General features: G+C 69.1%; 18 protein-coding genes and 1 pseudogene. 7 read left to right on the top strand and 12 right to left on the bottom strand.

The window, feature by feature from the left end; all coding sequences use genetic code 11:
- Window positions 1-2: 2 nt before the first annotated feature.
- The 9 genes and pseudogenes from VNW53_RS01530 to VNW53_RS01490 form a co-directional block, all read right to left on the bottom strand.
- Entirely contained in the window at window positions 3-512 is a 510-nt protein-coding gene (locus VNW53_RS01530; protein ID WP_325553143.1) for a hypothetical protein, read from the bottom strand.
- A gap of 137 nt (window positions 513-649) precedes the next feature.
- Window positions 650-1,732 (bottom strand): annotated as a pseudogene (gene mreC, locus VNW53_RS01525) (rod shape-determining protein MreC); the annotation flags it as partial.
- A gap of 60 nt (window positions 1,733-1,792) precedes the next feature.
- Window positions 1,793-2,836, bottom strand: a complete 1,044-nt coding sequence (locus tag VNW53_RS01520) for a rod shape-determining protein (protein ID WP_012522835.1) — start codon at window positions 2,834-2,836, stop codon at window positions 1,793-1,795.
- Between the two features lie 193 nt (window positions 2,837-3,029).
- The gene (locus tag VNW53_RS01515) at window positions 3,030-3,533 is read right to left on the bottom strand and encodes a molybdopterin-dependent oxidoreductase (RefSeq protein WP_325553140.1); all 504 of its coding nucleotides are present in this window, start codon (window positions 3,531-3,533) and stop codon (window positions 3,030-3,032) included.
- A 4-nt stretch (window positions 3,534-3,537) separates the two neighbouring features.
- Window positions 3,538-4,335 (bottom strand): TOBE domain-containing protein, encoded by a 798-nt coding sequence (locus VNW53_RS01510; protein ID WP_325553138.1) that lies wholly within the window; start codon window positions 4,333-4,335, stop codon window positions 3,538-3,540.
- Window positions 4,336-4,402: 67 nt separating this feature from the next.
- Window positions 4,403-5,284, bottom strand: coding sequence for a DMT family transporter (locus VNW53_RS01505; RefSeq protein WP_325553137.1), 882 nt, complete (start codon window positions 5,282-5,284; stop codon window positions 4,403-4,405).
- Window positions 5,285-5,441: 157 nt separating this feature from the next.
- Window positions 5,442-7,028 (bottom strand): 2-isopropylmalate synthase, encoded by a 1,587-nt coding sequence (locus tag VNW53_RS01500; protein ID WP_325553135.1) that lies wholly within the window; start codon window positions 7,026-7,028, stop codon window positions 5,442-5,444.
- A 208-nt stretch (window positions 7,029-7,236) separates the two neighbouring features.
- Window positions 7,237-7,857, bottom strand: coding sequence for a glutathione S-transferase family protein (locus tag VNW53_RS01495; RefSeq protein WP_325553133.1), 621 nt, complete (start codon window positions 7,855-7,857; stop codon window positions 7,237-7,239).
- Complete coding sequence (locus VNW53_RS01490; RefSeq protein WP_325553177.1) at window positions 7,857-8,567, bottom strand: TVP38/TMEM64 family protein; 711 nt, start codon at window positions 8,565-8,567, stop codon at window positions 7,857-7,859. The genes VNW53_RS01495 and VNW53_RS01490 overlap by 1 nt, the downstream gene beginning before the upstream one ends.
- Window positions 8,568-8,745: 178 nt before the next feature.
- Between VNW53_RS01490 and VNW53_RS01485 the strand changes: the two genes are divergently transcribed.
- From VNW53_RS01485 to VNW53_RS01475, 3 genes are all read left to right on the top strand, one after another.
- Window positions 8,746-10,083, top strand: a complete 1,338-nt coding sequence (locus VNW53_RS01485; RefSeq protein WP_325553132.1) for a calcium-binding protein — start codon at window positions 8,746-8,748, stop codon at window positions 10,081-10,083.
- A 101-nt stretch (window positions 10,084-10,184) separates the two neighbouring features.
- On the top strand, window positions 10,185-11,657 hold the full coding sequence (locus VNW53_RS01480) for a calcium-binding protein (protein ID WP_325553131.1): 1,473 nt from the start codon (window positions 10,185-10,187) through the stop codon (window positions 11,655-11,657).
- 79 nt (window positions 11,658-11,736) lie between these two features.
- On the top strand, window positions 11,737-12,939 hold the full coding sequence (locus VNW53_RS01475; RefSeq protein WP_325553129.1) for a pyridoxal phosphate-dependent aminotransferase: 1,203 nt from the start codon (window positions 11,737-11,739) through the stop codon (window positions 12,937-12,939).
- 3 nt (window positions 12,940-12,942) lie between these two features.
- Here the strand turns inward: VNW53_RS01475 and VNW53_RS01470 are convergent, their stop codons facing one another.
- Together VNW53_RS01470 and VNW53_RS01465 are read right to left on the bottom strand one after the other, a co-directional pair.
- Window positions 12,943-14,325, bottom strand: coding sequence for a M28 family metallopeptidase (locus tag VNW53_RS01470; RefSeq protein ID WP_325553128.1), 1,383 nt, complete (start codon window positions 14,323-14,325; stop codon window positions 12,943-12,945).
- Window positions 14,326-14,415: 90 nt separating this feature from the next.
- Window positions 14,416-14,652, bottom strand: coding sequence for a DUF2171 domain-containing protein (locus tag VNW53_RS01465; RefSeq protein ID WP_325553127.1), 237 nt, complete (start codon window positions 14,650-14,652; stop codon window positions 14,416-14,418).
- Between the two features lie 60 nt (window positions 14,653-14,712).
- Between VNW53_RS01465 and VNW53_RS01460 the strand changes: the two genes are divergently transcribed.
- On the top strand, window positions 14,713-14,889 hold the full coding sequence (locus VNW53_RS01460; protein WP_325553124.1) for a DUF4169 family protein: 177 nt from the start codon (window positions 14,713-14,715) through the stop codon (window positions 14,887-14,889).
- Between the two features lie 52 nt (window positions 14,890-14,941).
- Here the strand turns inward: VNW53_RS01460 and VNW53_RS01455 are convergent, their stop codons facing one another.
- Complete coding sequence (locus VNW53_RS01455; protein ID WP_325553123.1) at window positions 14,942-15,700, bottom strand: Coq4 family protein; 759 nt, start codon at window positions 15,698-15,700, stop codon at window positions 14,942-14,944.
- Between the two features lie 135 nt (window positions 15,701-15,835).
- On the opposite strand from VNW53_RS01455, the gene VNW53_RS01450 reads away from it, so the two are divergent.
- The 3 genes from VNW53_RS01450 (at window position 15,836) to VNW53_RS01440 (ending at window position 18,836) form a co-directional block, all read left to right on the top strand.
- Window positions 15,836-16,066 carry a ribbon-helix-helix domain-containing protein gene (locus VNW53_RS01450; RefSeq protein ID WP_325553121.1) on the top strand — a complete coding sequence of 77 codons (231 nt, stop codon included), beginning with the start codon at window positions 15,836-15,838 and terminating at the stop codon, window positions 16,064-16,066.
- Between the two features lie 69 nt (window positions 16,067-16,135).
- Window positions 16,136-18,481, top strand: a complete 2,346-nt coding sequence (locus VNW53_RS01445; protein WP_325553119.1) for an ATP-dependent helicase — start codon at window positions 16,136-16,138, stop codon at window positions 18,479-18,481.
- A gap of 4 nt (window positions 18,482-18,485) precedes the next feature.
- Window positions 18,486-18,836 carry a GIY-YIG nuclease family protein gene (locus VNW53_RS01440; RefSeq protein WP_325553117.1) on the top strand — a complete coding sequence of 117 codons (351 nt, stop codon included), beginning with the start codon at window positions 18,486-18,488 and terminating at the stop codon, window positions 18,834-18,836.
- Window positions 18,837-18,956 lie beyond the last annotated feature (120 nt).

Raw genomic sequence — 18,956 nt, 5'->3', positions numbered from 1 at the left:
CCCTACCGGAATCTCACGTCGGCGTCCTCGAAGAGGTCGATGAGCCGCTGCGCAAAGGGATAGAGCACGATTGTGGCGACGAATTGCCAGAGCATTGGGACGATGCCGGGCGAAGATCGCGAATCCAGCATGACGAAGAGGTAGCCCGCCACCATGGCCGTCGCTGTGGTCAGGCCGTACCAGGCCCAGAGGATCGCCTGGCTCTGCCCCGCCATCATGCTGCGTCCCGAAAGCGCGACGCCGTAGGCGATCAACAGGCACAGCGCCCACAGGCCCAGCGGTCCACCCCAGTAGACATCTAGCAGCAGGCCGAGGATCAGGATCGCGAAGGGCGCCAGGATCGAAGGCCGGATCACCGCCCACGCGAAGGCCAGGGCCATGGGAAAGATCGGCTGCGGCAATTGCCAGCCGAAGGCGCGCAGCGGGATGCCGAACAGGATGGTCGCGACGACCGCCTGCAGCATGGGCACGCCCAGCCAGCGCCACGGCTGCAACCCCCGGGCGGCGCTCATCCGTCGCCTCCGGCGGCAGGCGGGGTTTTCGGCTTCGGCCTGGCGGGCGGCTTCGCCGCGCCGTCGGCCTTGGTCGCCGGGGTCTTGGCGCCGGACTTGACCGCCGGCGGCGTGGCGTCGGGCTTCGCGCTCGCCGCTTTCGGCGCTCCGGCCTTGGGCCCATCGGGTGGTTTCTTGTCGGCCGAGGGTTTCGACTGCGGCGCGGCCGACTTGGCGACGACCGGGGCGGCGGCGCCCGCCGGCGGCTTGACCGGCGCGCCGGCCGGCGATGGCGCGGATGCGGCGTCGGCAGGCTCCGTCCCGGGCAGCTTGGGCATGCCGGGACCGGGCGTGGGCGGCGGGGTCGGCGCCTGGCTGAGCTGCTTCAGGTTCACCACCTGGGTGAAGTCCTCGAAGAGCAGGATGCGGACGAAGTCGATAGGCGCGCGGTCGGAGGCCAGCACGACGCGCCAGCGGCCGTCCAGCCCGCGCACCGCCGTGCCCACCGGCAGGCCGCGCGGCACCACGCCGCCGTCGCCGGAGGTCAGCAGCCGGTCGCCCTCGCGGATCGGGTCGCGGCCACGCAGGTAGTCGAGCCGCGGATTGGGGCCGCCGTCTCCGGTCAGGATGGCCCGCGCATTGGTGCGGTCGATCATCACCGGCGTGCGCGAGGCGATGTCGGTGAGCAGCAGGACCCGGCTGGCCCCGTCCGTCACCCCGATCACCCGGCCGACCAGGCCGTTCTCGCTCATCACCGGATTGCCCACCTTCACCCCGCGTTCGCGCCCGGCGTTGGCCAGGCGGGTGTCGGCGAAAGGCCCGTGGCTATCGGTGACCACGCGGGCGGCGACCATGGGGATCGGCGGGTCGGTCTTCAGGCCCAGCAGGGTCCGGTAGCGGGCGTTCTCGTCGCGCAGCGCGATAGCGACGTCGCGCCACTGGCGCATTTCCTTGAGCTCGGTCTTCAGGTCGGCGTTTTCCGAGGCGGCGCCGAAGTAGTCGCGCACCGTGTCGAAGCCTCCGCCGATCCAGCGGCCCGGCGTCGCCAGGAAGTCCCCCACCGGCGCCAGCACCGTGTCGCTGGCCTTGCGCGAGACGCCGTAGGCCTCGGCCTTGAAGGTCTCGCGGCGGTCGGACAGCAGGATGGCGGTCGCCGCCACGACGGCCACGATGAGGGCTATGGCCGCCGCCCAGGTCAGCGGGACCTTCAGTTCACCGAGCGGATTGTCCCTTAAGGACACTCAAGGCCTCGTTCCAGCGGCGCCCCCGCGCCCGCACCAGCGCAGCGACTCAAGCCGCGTTTAGGCTAGCGTGGATTCGAGGACGCCCTTCATCCATTTCGGATGTTCGAGCACCTTGCCGCACCCCAGGGCGACGCAGGAGAGCGGGTCATCGGCCACCGTCACCGGCAGGCCGGTGTGGTCGCGGATCTCGGCGTCCAGGCCGCGCAGCAAGGCGCCGCCGCCCGTCAGCATGATGCCCTTGTCGGCGATGTCGGAGGCGAGTTCCGGCGGCGTGGCTTCCAGCGCCATCTTCACCGCGTCGACGATCTGGCCGACGGGCTCGGACAGGGCGTCGGACGCCTGCTTTTCGCTGATGCGGACCTCGCGCGGCACGCCCTGCATCAGGTCGCGGCCCTTGACCTCGATGGACAGGCCCTCGCCGTCGGCCGGCGCGCGGGCGGTGCCGATCTCCTTCTTGATCCGCTCGGCCGTGGTCTCGCCGATCAGGAGGTTATGGTTGCGCCGCATGTAGGAGATGATCGCCTCGTCCATCTTGTCGCCGCCGACGCGGACCGAGCGCGAATAGACGATGCCGGAGAGCGAAAGCACGGCCACCTCGGTGGTGCCGCCGCCGATGTCGACCACCATCGAGCCGGTGGGCTCGTGGATCGGCAGGCCGGCGCCAATCGCCGCGGCCATCGGCTCGTCGATGAGGCCCACGCGTCGGCCGCCGGCGTTGAGGCAGGAGTCGTTGATCGCGCGGCGTTCCACCGCGGTCGCGCCCGACGGCACGCAGACGATCACCTTGGGGTTCACGAAGCCCTTGCGGTTGTGAACCTTGCGGATGAAGTACTTGATCATCTCCTCGGCGACTTCGAAGTCGGCGATGACCCCGTCGCGCATGGGACGGATGGCTTCCATGTGGCCCGGCGTGCGGCCCAGCATCTGCTTGGCCTCGATGCCGACGGCGTGGACGACCTTGCGGCCGCCGACGTTGCGAAGCGCGACCACCGAGGGTTCGTTCAGCACGATGCCCTTGCCCTTCATGTAGATCAGGGTGTTGGCGGTGCCGAGATCGATGGCGATGTCGTTGGAAATGGCGCCGAAGAGCGAAGAGATCATGGAGGGCCCTGGAGACTGGGGGCTGAGAAGGGATGGCGTTGCCGACGGTCCGAAACGACACCGCGTACGCTCAATCTAGCGTCGAGTCGTTACGAATTACCGGATGACTTGGCGTTCCCTGCCCTGCCCTCTGGTCGAATTCAAGGCATAAAGAGCAGCGTGCGCCCTAGCGCCGCGCGCCGAGGCTCGCCGGTTACGGCTTGGCCTTGGCCTTTGTCAGGGTCGAGAGGTTCAGGACCTCGATCCTCTCCAACTGGCGCGCGGAGCGGGCGGGCCGCAGATCGTCCTCGACGACCAGGCGGAACGGACCCTCCTCGGGCTTCAGCGGCGCGCCGGCCTCGCGGTCGGCGACGATCATCTTCGCCGCACGGGTGACCGCGTCGGTCTCCGCGAGGCTGACGACGACCTGATAGCCGTCCTTGGCGCTGAGGCGCACCACGGTGGCGAGTTCGCGGCCCTTGATGCCCTCGCCGTGCGGCGCGCCCACCTTGGCCAGGAGGTCGCTCAGCAGCACGCCGTCGTAAGCGTGGGGCTGGCCGTGCTGCATGACCTGGACGTGGATATGCGGCAGGGCGGCCAGTTGGGCGGCCGTCACCGTCGCGGTCTGCCCGGTCTCGCCGGCAAGGCTCAGGGTCTGGGCCGCGGCGGGACCGGCCGCCAGGGCCGCGGCGAGGGCGATGAGAACCGCGCGTTTCATGCGTCTACTCCACGGCCAGGATCACATGCGGCGCCTTGACCAGCGCCGTGACCGCCTCGCCCTCCGCCAGGCCCATGGCCTCGGCGCTTTCGCGGGTGATGCTGGCAGTGAGCGTCTTGCCGTCGGCGATGGTCAGGGTGATCTCGCTGGAGACCGCCCCGTCGGTGCGCGAGGCGACCACGCCCTTGATCTGGTTGCGGGCCGAGGTCACCAGGCCCTCGCCCTTGGCCAGGACCACGAAGCTCGACTTGATGAGGGCGATGACCGGCTTGCCGACCGCCAGGCGCAGGGCCGCGACGCTGTCGCGGGTGACGACGGCGACGATCTCCACCTCGCCGGCCACCTGCAGGGTGACCTCGGCGTTGACCGCCCCATCGGCGATGGCGGTGACGATCCCCCGAAGGGCGTTGCGGGCGCTGGTCTGCATGCCAAGACTCCAGAAAAGGCGGCCGAGATCCTCGGCGCCGGCAAGGCCCCGGTCGAGCCGGGCCGTGACCTGCGCCAGTTCCGCCTCGACCCGATGGAAGGCGCCGATCAGGGCGCGGCCGGCGGCCGTCAGCTCGGCCGTCCCGCCTTGCCGGCCGCCCGCCTGGGTGGCGACCAGCGGCGCCTCGAAGAGGTTGTTCAGCGCCTGCACCGCGTCCCAGGCGCCGCGGTAGCTGAGGCCGACGCGCTCGGCGGCCGCGCGGATCGAGCCGAGTTCGCCCAGGGCTTCGAGCAGGGCGATGCGGTCCGGCCCGACGCGGGAGCCTTCGCCCCGGCGCAGGGACAGCGCCGCGTTGAGCAGGGGTTGGGATGTCACGTCGCCTCGTTATGCGATCGAACTGCCGAACGAGCCTAGCATCGAATGGCGGCCTGTCACGCGCGCCTTAGCCGAGCGCGGTCGCCACGACCCCCATCGCGGCCAGCGCCCCGCCGGCCAACTGGCGCGGGGAAAGCCGCTCCTTGAAGAGCGGGCGGCCGGCGGCGGCGGCGATCGGGCCTTCGATGACGCCCACCGCGCGCACCTGGCCCGCCGGCGCCAGCGCCAGGGCGGAGAACCAGAAGGCCGAGGCCGCCGTGCCGAAGAACCCGGCGCCCAGCGAGACCCGCCAGGAGGCGCCGACCGCGCGCAAGGCGCCGGGCCGGACCGCGGCCAGCAGCACCACCATCACCAGGGACTGAAGCGCCTGCGCCAGGCACAGCGCCGCCGTCGCCGAATAGACCGGATGCGCCGGCTCGAGCGCCAGCCCCGCCTGGCGGTAGCCGTTCAGCGCCACGGCGAAGGCCAGGCCCGAGGCCAGGCCGTAGAGCGATCCCGCCGCCGCGCCGGTCGCCCGCTCCCGGCCGGGCCAGGACAGCGCCAGCAGCGCCGCTGTGGTCGTGGCCAAGCCCGCCCATTGCACGACGCTCAGCCGATCGCCGAACACGAAGTAGCCGATCAGGGCGCCCAGCGGCAGCGACGACTGCTGCATGAAGGTCGCCACCGCGAAGCCGGAGGTCCGCATGGCCATCAGCAGGGCCGCGGTCGCCCCGACCTGGCTGACGGCGCCGACCGCCACAGCGATCAGGAACCGCGGCGTCGGGTCCGGCGCCGCACCCGGCGTCAGGGCGGCCACGACTCCGAACAGCAGGAGCGAGAACGGCAGGCCGAACAGGAACCGCACCAGGGTCGCGCCCCAGGGCCCGGCGTCGCCCACCAGTCCCCGCTGCAGCGCATTGCGCGCCACCTGCAGCGGCGCCGCCGCGGCGGTGAGAAGGATCCAGAGCATTTCAACTCACTTCCCCTCCCCGTTTCGGGGAGGGACAGGCCGCGGAGCGGCCAGGGTGGGGAAGTGCGGGCCGGAATGCGGCGCTCGCGCTTGAACGCGACTTCCCCACCCGTCTCGCTGCGCTCGCCGCCCTCCCCATGAGGGGAGGGAAAGCGCCTCAGAACCCTGACGCGATCGCCCCGGGGTCGGTCTTTTCCTTGCGCGCCGTGAGGTTGTTGAGCGCGTTGACATAGGCCTTGGCCGAGGCCGTGAGCGTGTCCGTGTCCGCCGCCTGGCCGGTGGCGATCCGGCCATCCTCCTCGAGGCGGACGGAGACCTGCGCCTGGGCGTCGGTGCCCTCGGTGACCGCGTGCACCTGGAAGAGGCGCAGGATCGCGTCGTGCGGGGCGACCTTGTGGATGGCGTTGAACACCGCGTCGACCGGGCCGTCGCCGGTGGCGTTGGCGGACTTCTCCTCGCCCTCGATGGTCACCGTCAGGAAGGCCTCCTGCGGGCCCTCGGTGCCGGCGATGACCCGCAGGTTCTTCACCTGGATCCGGTCGGCGCCTGACGCCAGGGCGTCGTCGACCAGGGCCACGATGTCGTCGTCGAAGACGTGCTTCTTCTTGTCGGCCAGATCCTTGAAGCGCTGGAAGGCCTCGTTCAGCGCGTTCTGGCCGAGCTCATAGCCGAGCGTCCGCAGCTTTTCGCGGAAGCCCGCGCGCCCGGCGTGCTTGCCCATCACCAGGTTCGAGGCGCCCTGCCCCACCGTCTCGGGGCTCATGATCTCGTAGGTGCCGCGGTCCTTCAGCATCCCGTCCTGGTGGATGCCGCTCTCGTGGGCGAAGGCGTTCTTGCCGACGATGGCCTTGTTGAACTGCACCGGGAAGCCGGTGATCGCGGAGACATATCGGCTGGCGCGGGTGATGTGCTGGGTCTCGACGCCGGTGAAGAACGGCAACTGGTCGCCGCGCACCTTCAGGGCCATGACGATCTCTTCGAGCGCCGCGTTGCCGGCCCGCTCGCCGATGCCGTTGATCGCCACCTCCACCTGCCGCGCGCCGCCCTGGACGCCGGCCAGCGAGTTGGCGACCGCCAGGCCCAGGTCGTTGTGGCAGTGGGTCGAGAGCACGATCCTGTCGGCGCCGTCGACGTTCTCCAGGATGTCGCGGAACATCTCGGCGTATTCCGTGGGGTAGCTGTAGCCCACGGTGTCGGGCAGGTTGATCGTGCCGGCGCCGGCCTTGATGGCGGCCTCGACGCAGCGGCGCAGGAAGTCCTGTTCGGTGCGGGTGGCGTCCTGGGCCGACCACTCCACGTCGCCGCACAGGTTGCGCGCATGGCTCACCGACTTGGTGATCATCTCCAGGATGTCCTCCTGCGAGGCATGCAGGATGTGGTCGCGGTGGCTGGGGCTGGTGGACAGGAAGGTGTGGATGCGGCCGCGCTTGGCCTTGCGGATCGCCTCGGCGCAGCGGTCGATGTCGGCCATGCCCGCGCGCGCCAGGCCGCAGACGGTGCTTTCGGTCACCAGCTCGGCGATCTGGCGCACGGCCTCGAAGTCGCCGTTGGAGGCGATGGGGAAGCCCGCCTCGATCACGTCGACGCGCATTTCCTCAAGGATCTTGGAAAGCTCGATCTTCTCTTCCAGCGACATGGACGCGCCCGGCGACTGCTCGCCGTCGCGCATGGTGGTGTCGAAGACGACGACCCGGTCGCGCTCTGAGCGCGGGGCGGGAGCGGATTCGGATACGGGGGCGGTCATTTCAAAGGCCTCTTCGCGGGAGTTTGCTGGGGTCGGGCGCGGGAAATCCCCTGAGACGCCCGGCCGCGAAGACGCGCAGCCTAGAGAGGCGCCCAGGGGCGGCTAAGCCCCAGGTCGAGAAGAAGCAGGCTGGCGGAGCGCGTGCGCATGGCCGATGCGTCTACCGAAACGGCCTTCGCGGCGCAAGCATCTTGCGTCGAATGGGGTGCTAGGCCGCTTGCAGGGCAAGAACCTTGCGCACGGCGGGCCGTTCGGCGACGCGGCGGCTGTGGTCGGCGAGGCGCTCGAACTGGGCGGTGTCCACGCCGTCGCCTGGGAGCCAGCCGAACAGGGTGAAGAGATAGGCGTCGCAGATCGAGAAGGCCTCGCCCAGCACCCAGGGGCCCTCGAACATCTCGTCCTCGATCAGGCGGAAGCAGGCGATCTCGTTCTTCGGCACGTCCTTGGTCATCGCCGCCTGGGCCGCCGCGTCGTCCGTCCAGCGGTAGCCGCGATGCTTGTGGGCGTGCGCCACATGCACCGTAGAGCAGAGGTAGCTGTTGAAGGCCTGGGCCTTGGCGAAGGCGAAGGGGTCGTCCAGGGGCGCGAGCTGCGCCGCCGGCCAGGCCTGGGCGATCCAGGCGAGGATCGCCGGCGTCTCGGTCAGCACGCCCCGGTCGGTCGCCAGCGCCGGCACCCGGGCCTTGGGATTGATGGCGAGGTAGTCCGGCTTCCGCTGGTCGCCGGCCTTGGTGTCCATGATGACCAGCTCGTGCGGGGCGCCGGCCTCCTCCAGCGCGATCGCCGAGGCCAGGGAGCAGGAGCCCCAGGCGTGGAACAGCTTCAGCATCAAACGGCCTCCTTCTCTCGCCGGCGCAGCCATGCCCGCGCCGCCAGTCCGATCCCCACCCAGGCCGCGGCTATGACCGCGAGCCAGAGCGCGTCCTTGCCGATCTCGCCGCGCAGCACCCGGAAGATCGAATGGCCGGCGAAGGCGGTGAGCACGATCTTCGGCACGATGCCGATCGCGGTCCCGAGCGTGAAGTCGACCACCCGCATGGGCGTCACGCCCGCCGCCATGTTGACCACGATGAAGGGCGCCGAAGGCACCAGCCGCACGATGAAGCTGGCGAAGACGCCGTTCCGGGCCAGCAGGCCCATGAAGCGCGCCACGCCGGGGCCTGAGAACCGCTCCAGCGCCTTCGCCCCGGCCGCGCGGCCCAGGTAGAAGCCCACCAGCGAAGAGGCCATGGTGCCGATCCAGCTATAGAGGCAGCCCGCCTGCGGGCCGAACGCCACCACTGCCGCGGCGATCAGCATGATCTGCGGCACGCCCACGAAGGCGAGCCCCGCGAAGGCCAGCACCGCCACCGGCAGCGACCAGGGACCGGAGGCGGCCTTCATCCAGGCCTGCACGGTCGCCGCCCCGTTGAACCCCAGGAGCTGGGCGCCGAACACGAACACCAGGCCCACGCCGCCCAGCAGCAGGAACGACACCACCAGCGTCCGCCACGCCTGGGCGTCCATGTTCGACAGGACTTGGAAGAGGCGGCGCATCAGGGCCTTGAGGTCGCCGAGAACCTCGGCAGGGTCAAGCTTGGCCTTGGGGAGGAACGTGCGTCACGTGAGCATGCTTGTTCCGCACCCCTGGAATGTATAGCGGCGCACGGCTAAGCTCGCGCAAGAGTTGCGATGCGTTCCCGCCGGCGAACGCATCGCTTAGCGTCCGGGGGGACCGATGGCGGCCTTTATCTTCGAGAACCTGACGCCGTCGCAGGCCCTCGCGTTTAGCTCCAGCGATACGCTTTCTTTCACCCACGGCACGGCCATTCAAGCCACGGTCACCTACGATGGGAACGGCGACATCACGGTATCGGTCGGAGCCCTGAGCGTCGAGTTTTCGGGCTCGCTGGCGGTGGCTTCCCAGTCGGGCTACTTCAACTTCTCGGACGGCAGCCACCTCTACGTCGGTGACTCCAACGCCAACCTCAGGAACCTTCAACAAGACAGCAATTCCGCGGCGCTGTTCGGCGGCGGCGGCGACGATAGCTTCACGTTGGGCGCGGGTGGCGGCGTCGCGCAGGGAAACCAAGGGAATGACCAGATCACCGCGCTCGGCGGCTCCGCGACCCTCTATGGCGGCCAGGGCGACGACTTCCTCACCGCGAATGGCCACGACGACTTCCTGCAAGGCAACAAGGGCGACGACTTCCTGCAAGGCGGAACGCACGACACGATCCTGGGCGGCCAGGGCAACGATGTCATTCGTGGTGGAAGCGGGATCCTCGACGGCAACCTGGGCAACGACCAGATCACCGGCAGCGGCCAGCTCTTGGGGGAAGACGGCAATGACACGCTCACAGGCACGGGCACGCCGGGCGGCTTCGACACGATTCTCGGCGGCAACGGCGATGATGTGCTGAGCTCCAACGTCATCGGCGCTGCGAGCGGTGCGAGCATGGACGGGGGAGAGGGTAACGACACGATCGAGGGCGGCCAGGCCCAGGACACGCTCACGGGCGGCAATGGCAACGACAGGCTCTCTGACTCGGGCGGTCAAAGCCAGCTGCTGGAGGGGGGCGAGGGCAACAACACCATCACCGCCAGCGGAGGAACGGGCACGATCATCAGCGGCGCGGGCGATGATCTGATCTCCGCGCTGCATTCCAGCCATTACGTCATCAACGCAGGCGCTGGAGACGACACCATCACCGGCTCCGGCGGGCCCGACGTGATCACCGGCGGCGCCGGCTCGGACAAGTTCATCCTGGTCGCAGGCACGACCACGCCAGGCACGGTGCCCCAAATCACCGACTGGTCCAGCACCGACGACAAGCTGAGCTTCCAGGGCTACACCCCCAATCCGTCCGATTTCATCTCGACCACGGCGCCGGACTACGCCACCGCCGTCGCCAGGGCGACGACCCTCACAACCCAGAACCACTTCAGCTTCGTGGGCGTGCAGGTGGGATCCGACGTCATCATCTTCGCCGGCGGCTCCGGAGGGCCCACCAGCGTCATCGACCTGGTCGGCCGCTCGCTCAGTGACTTCGACCCGAGCCACAACCTGATCTGAGGTCGACGGGCGCTTGGCAGGCGTCATCACGCAGGGCTAAGTGCTCGCAACAGTTGCGCGCGTTCCCCGCCGTGGACGCGTCGCGCGGCGCCGGGGGCGAAATGACGGTCTTCACCTTCGAAACCATGACGGCGTTGCAGGCTCTGACCTTCACGCCGAACGACAGGCTTGTCTTCGGGACAGGGACCGCGGTCCAGTCAACCGTCACCTATCTCGGCAACGGTGACATCGAGATCGCGGTGGGGACACACAGTGCGGAATTCAATGTTTCGGTCTCCGCGACGGGCTCGTTCTTCTCGTTCCAATCCGACAATTCGGCGCTGTGGGTTGGCGCGCCCGAGCGCGACGGAGTGCAGTTCGGCGATCAAATTCCACCAAGCGCTGCATTTGGCGGAGGCGGCAACGACGCGATGGCCCTCGGCGCCCACGGAGGGCTTCTTCAGGGAAATCAAGGCGACGACTCGCTGCAGTCCGGCGGTCAGGCCACCATCTACGGCGGCCAGGGCAATGACACGATCATAACGACCTCGGGCGCTCACGACGACTTCCTGCAAGGGAACAGGGGCGACGACTCCTTCCAAAGCGGTGGCTTGCGGGACACCGTGCTTGGCGGGCAGGGCGACGACACGATCGTCGGCGCCAATGCGGGCGCCGGATATCTCGATGGGAACCTTGGCAACGACAGCCTGACTGGCCACGGCCAGCTCTTCGGCGAAGATGGCAATGACTATCTGAAGGGCATTGGCGCTGGAGGAAGCTCGCTGGACGGCGGCGCCGGCAACGACGTGCTGATTGGTCCTAACGCGACCTCTGGCGACACATTTTCCGGAGGCGACGGAAACGACGGGATCGTCATCAGCGACGGCCGCAATTTCGTGGACGGTGGGACCGGCAACGACACGATTTCGAGCGATTCAACACTTGCCGAAACCATCCACGGCGGTAGCGGCGACGACAGCATTTTTGCTGAACTCGGCGGCGGCAAGACGATCTTTGGGGAGGACGGCGACGACGACATTCAGTTGCTCAACGGAAGCGGCTCCTCCGTCGATGGCGGGTCCGGTAACGATACGATCGGCGGCGGTACGGGCGCCAACTCGATCTCCGGCGGCGACGGCGATGACCTTCTGAGCGGAGGCGCTGGCGTCCACCTCGACGGCGGAGCCGGCAACGACACTCTGGAGGGAGGATATAACGGGCAGATGTTCCTGACGGGCGGCAGCGGAGCCGACGTCTTTGTCGTCACCTTCGCGTTCCTCAACTCGGGCGCGCCGTCGGCCCCGGCTGATGGGCAAATCGCGCAAGTGTCGGACTGGTCCCACGAAGACCGGATCAGCGTCACCGGTCTCTTGCCCAGTCAGATCAACTATCAGGAAATTGCGGCTCCGACGTTCGCCGCGGCGCTGAATCTGGTCGGCGCGCCATCGCCCAACCACGTGGTGGCCATCCAGGTGGGGTCGGATGTCGTCATCTTTGGCGATGTGCTCCCGCCCAGGGGCCCCGAACACCTGGGGGCCATCGAGCTCCTCGGCCGGAACCTCACCGACATCGACGCTTCCAACATCGTGGGGTGAGTCGGGTTCACCGGACGGGCGGCTTAGGTTAAAGCGACGGCCGTTCCGTCATCTCGAACCCCCGGGAGCCTTGCCCGCCATGTCGCTTGAATCCACCGCCCTGTCGCGCGTGAAGCCGTCCGCCACCCTGGCGGCCGACCAGAAAGGGCGCGAGCTGAAGGCGGCCGGGCGCGACATCATTTCGCTGGCCGCCGGCGAGCCGGACTTCGACACGCCCGACAACATCAAGGAAGCGGCCATCAAGGCGATCCGCGAGGGCAAGACCAAGTACACCACCGTCGACGGCATCCCGGAGCTGAAGGAAGCCATCTGCGGCAAGTTCGCCCGCGAGAACGGCCTGACCTACAAGCCCTCCCAGGTGAACGTCTCGCCGGGCGGCAAGCCGGTGATCTGGAACGCCATGATCGCCACGCTCAACCCCGGCGACGAGGTGGTGATCCCGACGCCCTATTGGGTCAGCTACTGGGATATCGTGATGCTGGCCGGCGGCCAGCCCAAGGCCGCGCCGACCCGGGCCGAGACCGGCTTCAAGCTCTCGGCCGAGGCGCTGGAGGCGGCGATCACGCCCAAGACGCGCTGGCTGCTGCTGAACTCGCCCTCCAACCCGTCGGGGGCGGCCTACACCCGGGCCGAGCTGAAGGCGCTCGCCGAGGTGCTGCTGCGCCACCCGCACGTCTGGATCCTGACCGACGACATGTACGAGCACCTCGTCTACGGCGGCTTCCAGTTCACCACCATCGCCCAGGTGGAGCCCGCGCTCTACGAGCGCACCCTGACCATGAACGGGGTCTCCAAGGCCTACGCCATGACCGGCTGGCGGATCGGCTATGCGGCCGGTCCCGAGCCGCTGATCAAGCTGATGGCCAAGGTGATGAGCCAGACGACCTCCAACCCCTCGTCGATCTCGCAGTGGGCGGCGGTCGAGGCGCTGAACGGGCCGCAGGACTTCATCCCCGCCAACGCCAAGCTGTTCGAGGAACGCCGCGACCTGGTGGTCTCGATGCTGAACCAGGCGCGCGGCATCCGCTGCCCGACGCCGGAAGGCGCCTTCTACGTCTATCCGTCGGTGGCCGAGCTGATCGGCAAGGCCGCCCCGTCGGGCAAGACGATCGCCAGCGACGAGGACTTCGCCGTCGAACTGCTGGAGACCGAGGGCGTTTCGGTGGTGTTCGGGGCGGCCTTCGGCCTCTCGCCGCACTTCCGGATCAGCTACGCGACCTCCAACGCGGCGCTGGAAGACGCCTGCTCGCGCATCCAGCGGTTCTGCGCAGCGGTGAAGTAGGCCTCAGGGCTTCTGGCCGGGAGTCCAGGCCGGCTGGAAGTCGGAGTCCAGCAGCCAGGCGACGGGCGCGACCAGCGAGCCGATCACCTGGTCCATCAGGTTCAGGTCGACGTGGGCCAGGTCGTCGCTGGCGGCGTGGTAGGTCGGCGGGATCGGCCAGGCGCTGATGGTCTGGGCGACTACGCCGCGCAGGGCGAGCTGGTAGTTGTCCGAGCGGGAGAAGAAGTTCTGCTCCGGATAGGGATCGGGCCCGATGCGCGCGCCGTGCGCCGCCAGCGTCGGCCCCAGGTTCGACCGTTCCCAGCCGGTCAGCATCAGGAAGCCCGGGTGCTTCGGATCGTCGACGCCGATCATCTCGAACTCGAGGTTGGCCGCCAGGTCGCCGATCTCCATGGGCGGATGGGCCAGGAAGGCCTGGGCCGCCAGCCCGCCCTCCTCCTCGCAACCGAACAGCGAGAAATAGACGGTCCGCCGATGCTTGGCGCCGGAGCCCAGGATGCGGGCGAATTCCAGCACCGCCGCCGTGCCCGAAGCGTCGTCGTTGGCGCCGTGGAAGATCACGCCGTCGCGGACGCCCAGGTGGTCGTAGTGCGCGCTCAGCAGCACCGCATGCCGGTCGGCGTCCGGCGCCCAGCCGTGCAGGACGCCGGTCACCGCATAGGTGGTCCGCTCGCGGGGCGGCCCCTGGGGCGCGTCCAGCCGCGCCTGGCCCTCCGGCAGCCCGCGCAGGGCGGCGAGGGCCTCGGGCTTGGCGAAGATGGTGACGCCGGTCCGCCGCGGAGCGCGCCGTTCCACGCCCGCGATCTGGGTGCGTCCCGGCGGCCGGCCCGCGAGCTCCGTCCAGTGGGCCTCGATCACGTCGCTGGCCGGCGTCAGCACCGCCGCGGCCCCGGCCCGCAGAAGGCCCTGGACGCCGGGGGCGTCATAGATCGAGCTGTCGTAGACGACGATCTTGCCCGCCACCGCCTCCGGGGCGACGTGGGCGTCGGTCAGCCGCACGAACGGCGCCTCCAGGGCGGGCGGCGGCTCGAGCGCGACCATGTCGCGGCCCTGGGCCAGGTCGACCTGAGCGGCGCCGGCGCTGAAGCGGAGGGCCGGCGTCGCGGCGGCGGTCGGGGTCGAGAGCTGGACGGCCTGCAGATAGCTGTCGACCCCGGCGCCCGGCGCGACACCATAGCGTTTCAGGGTCTCGGCGACGAAACGGGCGGCGACATGCTCGTCCTCGGTGCCGCAGCCGCGGCCACGGAGCTCGTCGCCGGCCAGGCGCTGCATGTTGGCTTTCACGCACTGGGCGCAGACCACGGGCTTGGCCGCGCGAACCGACAGCGCAGGGACGGCCAGGGCGGCCGCCGCCAACGCGGCCGCGAGCAGGATCGAAGGCTTCACCGCCACTCCGGATCACAGGTCGGGCGACGGCGTCGCCCATGCCGCCGCTAAGGTGGCATGGGCCCGATGGCTTCGGCTAGCGCCGAACCTTCAGTGCTTGGTGCGCCAGGCGGCCTTGGCGGCGTCCTTGGTCATGTTGAGGCGCAGAGTGTCGTCGTCGACCATCTCCACCCAGCTCAAGGGGATCATGTGGTGCTTGAGGCCCGCGGCGATGTCGAGCTTGGTCAGTTCGATCTCGTCGCCCATCACCTTGTCGACCCGACCGACGTGGCCGCCGTCGGAGCCCACCACGTCCATGTGTTCGCGGATCTGGGAAGCTTGAATCATCTTGCGTCTCCTAAGCGGTTGAGGCTTGGGAAACCCGGCAGACCGTGGGAAGTTTCGTGGATGGTCGAGCCGATCAATCTCAACAAGGCGCGCAAGGCGCGCGCCAAGGCGGACGCCAAGGCCAAGGCCGCGCAGAACCGCGGCCTGTTCGGCCTCGCCAAGCCGACGAAGCTGGCCTCGCAGTTGGAAGCCGAGCGCATCCGCCGCGAGCTGGAAGCGAAAAAGCGCGAGGACTAGGACTCCTGATTCCGCTCGCCCCGGCGATGGTCGGAACGTGCGGTGTTGCGGGCTACGCGGCCTTGGGCAGCGATTGATCCCGCGCCTCGACGGGGATCGCGTCGTAGATCGTGGGCGGGGTGATGCCCAGGCGGCGGCGGGCGGCCTCCAGCGGTTCGGCCATCAGCGCCTCGTAGTCCTCGCCCAACAGCCACTTGGCGGCCTTGCCGCGGCGATAGCCCTGCCAGATCGCCTTCACATAGGGGTAGGCCTTGGCCTTGCGGGCGCGCGACGCCGCGCCCAGGCCGATCAGCGCCCAGCCGAGGCCCCTGGTCTGGGCGTAGGAAAAGGCCACCAGGCAGGCCTCGCCCAGGCCGTCGCGGTGATAGCCGGAAAGGATGTGCCAGATGTCGTGCACGTCGCGGGTGCGCCGGCCCATCCAGGCGTAGGGATGCTGTTCGTCCACGTGCGATGCGCCCTGGCGGCTGATCTCGGCCAGGCCGTCGGCGGAAAGCTGTTCGGCGCGGATGAAGCTGCGGTAGGCGGCGCCGACGCTGCCCTGCGGCATCGCGTCGAGCCAGGCGTCATCCATCAGCCGCTCGGCGAACTCCCGCCGCTCATAGGCGATGCGGCCGCCCTCGCGGGTCTCCAGCAGCTTCAGATAGCCCTTGGCCGTCGAGACGCCGTTCAGCGCCCGCATGATCTCGAACACCGCGGTGGTGTCTTCCTTGTCGTTCAGCAGGCGGCGCAGCGAGCGCAGGGCGTGGCCCCACTGCATCTTGGGCGCGGCGGCGCGGAAGACGGGACGCTCGGCGGTGTCGACCATGGCCATGGGCATATCCTCACTCAGGCTGACGACGCAAAGATGACGCCCCCGTCAACTTAATGCAAGCGGAAAGATGACGCCTCCGTCAACTTTCTCGGGGAGATTTGCGCCTGCCCCCGAAGCGGCCGATGTATCCCTGCCATGGCGACCTTAAGAAAGCGCTCCGTCCAGCTCTCCGGCCACGCCACCTCGATCGCGCTGGAGCCGGAGTTCTGGGCGGTGCTGGAGGCCATGGCCCAGGCCGAAGGCGCGAGTCTCGCCGCCCTGGTCGGCCGCATCGACGACGCCCGCGCCGGCCGTTCCCTCGCCTCGGCCTGCCGTCTGGCGGCCCTGGCCTACGCCCAAGGACGCGGCCAGGCGCGCCCGCGCTGAGCGGCGCGGCGCATCAGGCGCAAGCTCTTCGGGCTTAAGTCGGCGGGCGCGCGTGCTACATATGTTCCGATGTCTTCCCCCGACTCTCCCTTCGAGCCACCGGCCCCGCGTGTCAGCGACCTGGCGCGCGCCGATGCGCGGCCGGCGGACTATCTCGACGGCCTGAATCCCGAACAGCGGGCCGCCGTGGAAGCGACCGAGGGGCCGGTGCTGGTGCTGGCGGGCGCGGGCACGGGCAAGACCCGCGTGCTGACCACGCGGCTGGCGCACATCCTGGCGACGGGCAAGGCGCGGCCCTGGGAGATCCTGGCGGTCACCTTCACCAACAAGGCCGCGCGCGAGATGCGCGAGCGGATCACCCACATCATCGGCCCGCAGGCCGAGGGGCTGCGCTGGCTGGGCACCTTCCACTCGGTGGCCGCCCAGATCCTGCGCCGCCACGCGGAGCTGGTCGGGCTGAAGTCCAACTACACGATCATCGACCAGGACGACGGCGAGCGGCTGCTGAAGCAGGTGCTTGAGGCCGAGAACGTCGACTCCAAGCGCTGGCCGGCCAAGATGCTGGCGGGCCTCATCGACCACTGGAAGAACCGCGGCTGGCGCCCGGACCAGGTTCCGCCCGCCGAAAGCGGCCAGTTCGCCAACGGCAAGGGCCAGACGCTCTATCGACAGTACCAGGAGCGGCTGAAGGTCCTGAACGCCTGCGACTTCGGCGACCTCCTGCTGCACAACCTGACGATCTTCACGACCCAGCCGGACGTGCTGGCCGAATTCCACGACCGGTTCCGCTACCTGCTGGTCGACGAGTACCAGGACACCAACGTCGCCCAGTATCTGTGGCTGCGCCTGCTGGGCCAGAAACGGCAGAACGTCTGCTGCGTGGGCGACGACGACCAGTCGATCTACGGCTGGCGGGGCGCCGAGGTGGACAACATCCTGCGCTTCGAGCGCGACTTCCCGGGCGCCAAGGTGATCCGGCTGGAGCGCAACTACCGCTCCACCAGCCACATCCTGGCGGCGGCCTCGGGCCTGATCGCCGCCAACAAGAGCCGGCTGGGCAAGACCCTGTGGACTGAAGCCGAAGGCGGCGAAAAGGTCGTGGTGCGCGGCGTCTGGGACGGCGAGGCCGAGAGCCGGCTGATCGCCGACGAGATCGAGCGGGCCCACAAGGGCTCCACCGATCGCAACCCGCGCCGCTACCGCGACCTAGCCATCCTGGTCCGCGCCTCCTTCCAGATGCGGGCCTTCGAAGAGCGGTTCGTCCTGTTGCAGATCCCCTACACGGTGGTGGGCGGCCCGCGCTTCTTCGAGCGGGCGGAGATCCGCGACGCCCACGCCTACCTGCGGCTGATCCAGTCGCCCGACGACGACCTGGCCTTCGAGCGCATCGTCAACGTGCCCAAGCGCGGCATCGGCGACACGACGGTCCAGAAGCTGCTGCAGGTGGCCCGCCTGGGCGGCGTGCCGGCGGTGGTCGCCGCCCGGCAGCTTGTGCTGACCGACGAGCTGGCGGCGCGCACCCGGACTTCGCTTGCAAGCTTCCTGCGCGACCTCGACCGCTGGCGGGCCGAGGCCGAACGCACCGCCCACCCGCGCCTGATGGAGGCGGTGCTGGAGGAGAGCGGCTATACCGACGTGCTGCGCCTCGACAAGAGTCCCACCGCCCAGACCCGGCTGGAGAACCTGAAGGAGCTGGTCCAGTCGATGGGCAATTTCGAGACGCTCGAGGCCTATCTGGAGCACGTCTCTCTGGTCATGGACCTCGACCGCGGCCCGCAGGCCGACGCGGTGCAGATCATGACCCTGCACTCCGCCAAGGGGCTGGAGTTCCCGCTGGTCTTCCTGCCCGGCTGGGAGGAAGGGGTCTTCCCCTCCCAGCGCAGCATGGACGAGAAGGGCGAGAAGGGCCTTGAGGAGGAACGCCGCCTGGCCTATGTCGGCATCACCCGGGCCCGCGAGGAGGCGCGCATCTCCTTCGCCGCCAACCGCCAGGTCTACGGCCGCTGGACCAGCCAGCTCCCCTCGCGTTTCGTGGACGAACTGCCCCTGGCCAACGTCGAGGCCTCGTCGGAGACCGGCTACTACGGCGGCGGCCCCGGCATGCAGCAGCACGGCAGCCGCTGGGACGAGACCCCGGCCTTCGGCGCCGGCTATTCCAGCCCCGGCTGGCGGCGCGCCCAGACCGCCGGCTACAAGGGCAGCCACCCCGGCCGCCAGCAGGTGATCGAGGGCGAGGGCCGCCTGGTCGCCACCTCCGCCGAGAGCGCGGCCAGCGACCACAAGCGCGGCGACCGCGTCTTCCACCAGAAGTTCGGCTACGGCGCTGTCACCGCCGTCGAGGGCAACAAGCTCACCGTCGCCTTCGAGAAGGCCGGCGAGAAGAAGGTCATCGACAGCTTTGTCGACAAGGCGTGAGCCCTTGCCGGAACTGATCCACTCGACGACGGCCGTCTACATGATGGCGAGCGGCCACCATGGGACGATCTACATTGGCGTGTCGGGCCGCTTCCTCCACCGCGTTGTGGAGCACCGTGAGAGCCTTCGCCCGGGCTTCACCTCGCGCTACGGCGTCAAGCGCCTGGTCTGGTTCGAGATGTTCGAGAGCATCATCCCAGCGATCCAACGCGAGAAATCGCTGAAGAAGTATCCGCGGGCGTGGAAGATCAATTTGATCGAGCAGGAGAACCCGAACTGGGACGACCTGTTTCCTGGCCTGCTCCGCGAACATGGACCGTTGTCCCACCTGCAACCTCCCGAACCCTCTCTCTGAAAAACCCGTCATGGCCGGGCTTGTCCCGGCCATCCATACGCGCCTGAGTCTGTGGTTGGCGGGGCGATCGCCCTCGCGATCCAGGTGGGTTCGGTGTCTATGGATGGCCGGGACAAGCCC

The organism is Phenylobacterium sp. (assembly GCF_035569475.1).
Taxonomy (GTDB): domain Bacteria; phylum Pseudomonadota; class Alphaproteobacteria; order Caulobacterales; family Caulobacteraceae; genus Phenylobacterium.
Note: the sequence above shows the minus strand (reverse complement) of the source record. Positions and strands in the feature narration are given on the sequence as shown.